At 63.1% G+C, this 4,834-nt stretch carries 6 protein-coding genes; 3 read left to right on the top strand and 3 right to left on the bottom strand.

What is annotated here, in order from left to right; all coding sequences use genetic code 11:
* A partial coding sequence (locus ACFOMP_RS06130; RefSeq protein ID WP_379028580.1) for an antirestriction protein ArdA occupies positions 1-180 on the bottom strand: 180 nt, incomplete at its 3' end.
* 691 nt (positions 181-871) lie between these two features.
* Entirely contained in the window at positions 872-1,654 is a 783-nt protein-coding gene (locus ACFOMP_RS06125; protein WP_289895338.1) for a 3-hydroxybutyrate dehydrogenase, read from the bottom strand.
* Between the two features lie 383 nt (positions 1,655-2,037).
* Between ACFOMP_RS06125 and ACFOMP_RS06120 the strand changes: the two genes are divergently transcribed.
* Genes ACFOMP_RS06120 through ACFOMP_RS06110 form a run of 3 tightly spaced genes read left to right on the top strand, consistent with a single transcriptional unit; the run spans position 2,038 to position 4,363 of the window.
* Entirely contained in the window at positions 2,038-3,894 is a 1,857-nt protein-coding gene (locus ACFOMP_RS06120; protein ID WP_379028578.1) for an extracellular solute-binding protein, read from the top strand.
* Positions 3,891-4,025, top strand: coding sequence for a hypothetical protein (locus tag ACFOMP_RS06115; RefSeq protein ID WP_019351077.1), 135 nt, complete (start codon positions 3,891-3,893; stop codon positions 4,023-4,025). The genes ACFOMP_RS06120 and ACFOMP_RS06115 overlap by 4 nt, the downstream gene beginning before the upstream one ends.
* The gene (locus tag ACFOMP_RS06110; protein ID WP_019351078.1) at positions 4,025-4,363 is read left to right on the top strand and encodes a hypothetical protein; all 339 of its coding nucleotides are present in this window, start codon (positions 4,025-4,027) and stop codon (positions 4,361-4,363) included. Before ACFOMP_RS06115 ends, ACFOMP_RS06110 begins: the two co-directional genes overlap by 1 nt.
* A gap of 79 nt (positions 4,364-4,442) precedes the next feature.
* Here the strand turns inward: ACFOMP_RS06110 and ACFOMP_RS06105 are convergent.
* Positions 4,443-4,834, bottom strand: a 392-nt coding sequence (locus tag ACFOMP_RS06105) for a GGDEF domain-containing protein (RefSeq protein ID WP_379028576.1), incomplete at its 5' end; no start/stop codon positions are given.

The following is a 4,834-nucleotide window of genomic DNA, read 5'->3' as shown; positions in this document are numbered from 1 at the left end:
TTGGACGCCGATAAGGGGGCACTCTTCAACGCCGATTGACACTTTACCTGCAAATCTGCCCTCAGGCTCGAAATCATGGCTGGCCGCAATCTCGTCCCTGATCTCGTCGGCGTCCTGATCCGCGTCGATCCAAGCCCCATGCAGATAGCCGTTGTTGCAGGCGGCAAGCCGCCAGGTCACGGTGCCCCTTGGTCTTTTGCCCGCCTCATCGTCATCTGCGTTCCAGACATATGCGAGCATCTTGCCCGGTTCGACGGCGATGACCTCGCAGTCAAAATGAAAGTTCGGTCCGGTTGCGGATTGATCTGCACAGTGAAACGAAATCCGGCTGCGGCGCAGAAATCTGTCTTAGCGGGCCATGGGTGATGCGGTGCGACTGCGTCAACAAGCGTTGAAACTGTCTAATGATCGTGCTCCAACTCATTGATCCATCTTGTTCAATGGGTGTTCAAGACCGTCGAAACGGCTTTCCCAAAAGCGACCCGTTTCCTTTGCTCGGCGCTGTAATGGGTGTGGCGGCCATCATGCCTGCTTCAGCACCAACCCGGCCTGCTTCAGCACGCCCAGCTGCTTCGAGACGACAGGTCGCGACACCCCAGCCCCGCCTTAAGGGCTCCCACCGTCCGCACCCCCTCTCGGCACAGCCGCGCGGAAAGTGTCCTGCCGCAAAAGCGCATCTTGCTGGCTTGGCAATTCAACCCATGCCTCATTGGCTATTGATCATCTCATGGCCAGATGGCGATGAATGGGTCAGGCATGTATACGGAAATGCGGCTTGATCCTTGTCCTCCGGGGCAGTCCTGCAAGCGAGATCCGCTGCTGGCTGGCGCACATCCGCCAGCCTCGCGCCTCGGCAGATCCCGCGCGCCCCTTACAACGCCGTCCAGCCCCCATCCACCGAGATGGTCGTCCCGGTGATCTGCTCCGCCGCCGGCGAGCACAGAAAGACCGCCGTGCCGCCCATCTGCTCGACCGTGGCGAACTGCCCGGAGGGCTGGCGCTGGAGCATGACCTTGGCGATCACCTCGTCGCGGCTCATGTTATGGGTCTTCATCTGGTCGGGGATCTGCTTCTCCACGATCGGGGTCAGCACGTAACCGGGGCAGATGGCGTTGCAGGTGATCGGCTCCTTCGCGGTCTCCAGCGCCGTCACCTTGGTCAGGCCGACGATGCCGTGCTTGGCCGCGACATAGGCCGATTTGTATTCGCTGGCCGTCAGCCCATGCGCCGAGGCGATGTTGATCACCCTGCCCCAGCCGGCCTGGCGCATGATCGGCAGCGCCGCCGCCGTGGTGTGAAAGGCCGAACTCAGGTTGATGGCGATGATCGCGTCCCATTTCTCGGCCGGGAAATCCGGGATCGGCGCGACATGCTGGATACCGGCATTGTTCACCAGGATGTCGCAGACGCCGGCCTTCTCGATCAGGGCGCGGCAATCGGCGCCCTTGGACATGTCGGCCTGGATATAGCGCACGGCGACGCCATGCGCGGCGGCCAGGCTGTCGGCCAGCGCGTGATCCTCGGCCGCATCGGTGAAGCTGTTCAGCACGATATCCGCGCCCGCCCGCGCCAGCTCATGGGCGATGCCAAGCCCGATCCCCGAATTGGAGCCGGTCACCACCGCCGTCTTGCCGCTGAGGAATTTCTCGAACATCGCCGTCTCCACGCCCGCGTTGCTGTTGCAGTCGCAGCATGGGGAAAAAGCCGGGCCTGCACAAGCCGGCCGCCGGGACGTGCGAGGTGGCCGGGATCGGCGGAAGTGATACGTTCCGTTCACATTTTTGCGTGATCGATTCCCGGGGCAGACGCAAGGACGCCGCAGTCGGCGGAAAGCGGAAAACCCCAAGAAAAAAGCGCCCGCACAAGGCGGGCGCAAGTCATGAGGCAGGTTTCATACAGGCAAGAAACCTATCGAGCAGTGCCTTATCTATACGCTTTTCCCCCCATGAGTCCAAGGCGTAAGTTTGCCTCGCGGTGAACGGATGGTTAATCTGGGCGCGGGCAGAACCAACGACCCGGAAATCAGGGCAATCGAGCATGCGATTCTTCAAATTTGCTAACGAATCCGCGATCTGGCGGCGAATCGCGCTGTGCGCGTGTGTTGCATCCATGCCGCTGGCAAGCCTTGCCGAACCCATGCATGCCATTGCAATGTATGGAGAACCTGCGCTGCCGCCCGGCTTCAGCCATCTGCCCTATACCAATCCCCAGGCCCCCAAGGGCGGCACGATTCGGCTGGCCGAGACCGGCAGCTTCGATTCGCTCAACCCCTGGATCCTGATGGGCAACCCGGTCTGGCCGATCTTCACCCAGCCGGGTCTGCTGACCGAGTCGCTGATGATGCGCTCGATCGACGAACCCTTCACGCTTTACGGCCTGCTGGCCGAAAGCGTCGAGACCGATGCCGAGCGCGGCTGGGTCGAGTTCACCCTGCGCCCCGAGGCCCGATTTTCGGACGGCTCGCCGGTAACCATCGAGGACGTGATGTGGTCCTATGAGGTGCTCGGGACCAAGGGGCATCCGCGCTACACCGCCGTCTGGTCCAAGGTCGAGACGATGGAGCAGACCGGCCCGCGCTCGGTCCGCTTCACCTTCAACACCCCGGATCGCGAGCTGGCCATGCTGATGGGCATGCGGCCGATCCTGAAGAAGGCGCAATGGCAGGGGCGCGATTTCAGCCAGTCCAGCCTGATGGTCCCGATCGGCTCGGGGCCCTATGTCATCGACAAGGTCGATCCCGGCCGCGCCATCACCTTCCGCCGCAATCCCGACTATTGGGGCCGCGACCTGGCGGTCAGCCAAGGCCTGCACAATTTCGACGTGATCCGCTACGATTATTTCGGCGATGCCTCGGCCATGTTCGAGGCCTTCAAGGCCGGCGAGATCGACGTCTGGCGCGAGCTGGTCGCAGCACGGTGGGAGCGCAACTTCGACTTTCCCGCCATCCGCGAGGGCAAGGTGGTCAAGGCCGAGATCCCGCATGGCCGCCCTTCGGGAATCATGGGGCTGGTGATGAACACCCGCAACCCGCGCTTCGCCGACTGGCGGGTGCGGCAGGCGATGATCGAAGCCTTCAACCAGCGCTTCATCAACATGACGCTGACCGGCGGCAAGGATCCGCGCATCACCAGCTATTTCGCCAATTCCGAACTGGCGATGCAGCCCGGCCCCGCCACGGGGCGCGAGGCGGAACTGCTCGCCCCCTTCGCGGACCGGCTGCCGCCCGGCACCATCGAGGGTTATGCCCTGCCCGAGGGCGGCGAGCGGGCCATCGACCGCAAGGGCATCCGCGCCGCGCTGGACCTGCTCGGCCAGGCGGGCTGGACCGTGCAGAAGGGCGAACTGCGCGACGCCCAGGGCCGCCCCTTCAGCTTCGAGATCCTGCTGAATCAGTCCGGCAGCGCCATGCGCACCAGCGCCGAGACCCGGCAGATCGTCGATATCTTCGTGCAATCGCTGCGCAATCTGGGCATCCGCCCCAAGGTGACGCTGCTTGATGCGGCGCAATATGTGGAACGCACCAACAACTACCAGTTCGACATGACCTGGTATGAGCGCGGCCTGTCGCTCTCGCCCGGGAACGAGCAGCGGCTCTACTGGGGCCGCGAGGGCGTGGCCGAGCCGGGCAGCAAGAACTGGATGGGCATGGACAGCCCCGCCGCCGAGGCGATGATCGCCGAGATGGGCCGGGCCCGCACGCATGAGGATTATGTCGCCGCGGTCAGGGCGCTTGACCGGATCTTAACCGCCGGACGCTATGTCATCCCGGTCAGCTATTCACGGATTTCCCGCTTGGCCCATCGCGCCGACCTGGATTATCCTGAAAACACGCCGCTTTACGGTGACTGGCCCGGCTTCATGCCAGAAACCTGGTGGCAGGAGGAAAGAGAATGAAATTCAGTCGGATCGCAGCCGTCCTGACCGTCCTGGCGCTTGCCGCGTGCAATACCGTGGCCGGCGTGGGCGAGGATATCACCGGTGCATCGCGCATGGTGCAGGGCGGCATTGGCGGAGGAGGCTACTGATGAAATGGGTGCACGTCCGCGACAATTGGCCCGCCTTCTTCGAGGCCATCGTCGAGAAATGGCCTGCGGCCGATGAAAACGAGCTGGACGAGATCGACGGCGACCAGCGCGCCTTCATCGCCTATATCGCCGAAGTCACCGGGCAGGAGATCGACGAGACCAAGGACGAGATCCGCGAATGGCTGGCGGGCGAGATCCCCTCGGACATCGTCATGGACCCGATCCACGACAATCACTCGATCACCCTGTCCTCGAAATATGTCGGCGAGGGCGAGGACGAATATGACGACGACGCCCGTTTCGGCGATGACGACGAGGTCCCGAACGACGGCGATTGAGAGGAGGGCCGGGGGCCGGTCACGTCGCCGGCGACATTCCCGGCCGGATCGCGCGCATGCGCGTCAGAATGCCGCTCTGTCATGAAGCGTCGAAAATGGTGGCCCTGCCGCCGCCCGCCCGCTTTGAACGATAAAGAGCAACATCCGCTCCCGATAGCAGGTCATGAACGGTTCTGCACTGTTCGGACGTGGAAATGCCCAGGCTTGCGGACAGGTTCGCGGGAAAGCCGGGCGGCCGGATTTCATCGATTGCCGACAGGATTCTCTTGGCCATTTTCAGCAGGGTCGACCTGTCCGCGCAGTTTCTGATGACGATAAGGAACTCGTCGCCTCCGACCCGGCACATCTTGTCCTCGTCCCTGATCTGGGATCGCAGGGCATTCGCCGCGGCCACCAGAACCGAATCGCCGGCGATATGACCAAAGGTGTCGTTGATGCGCTTGAACGAATCCAGATCCAGACTCATCAACG

The sequence above is a fragment of the Paracoccus simplex genome, from assembly GCF_042648325.1.
Classification (GTDB): Bacteria; Pseudomonadota; Alphaproteobacteria; order Rhodobacterales; family Rhodobacteraceae; genus Paracoccus; species Paracoccus simplex.
The sequence above is the reverse complement of the archived record's forward strand: the minus strand, read 5'-3'. Positions and strand labels throughout refer to the sequence as shown.

Excerpts from the sequence above, each read along its gene's own strand:
- ACFOMP_RS06115 (WP_019351077.1), top strand. The coding sequence starts at position 3,891 with ATGAAATTCAGTCGGATCGCAGCCGTCCTGACCGTCCTGGCGCTTGCC.
- ACFOMP_RS06125 (WP_289895338.1), bottom strand. The coding sequence starts at position 1,654 with ATGTTCGAGAAATTCCTCAGCGGCAAGACGGCGGTGGTGACCGGCTCC.
- ACFOMP_RS06110 (WP_019351078.1), top strand. The coding sequence starts at position 4,025 with ATGAAATGGGTGCACGTCCGCGACAATTGGCCCGCCTTCTTCGAGGCC.
- ACFOMP_RS06120 (WP_379028578.1), top strand. The coding sequence starts at position 2,038 with ATGCGATTCTTCAAATTTGCTAACGAATCCGCGATCTGGCGGCGAATC.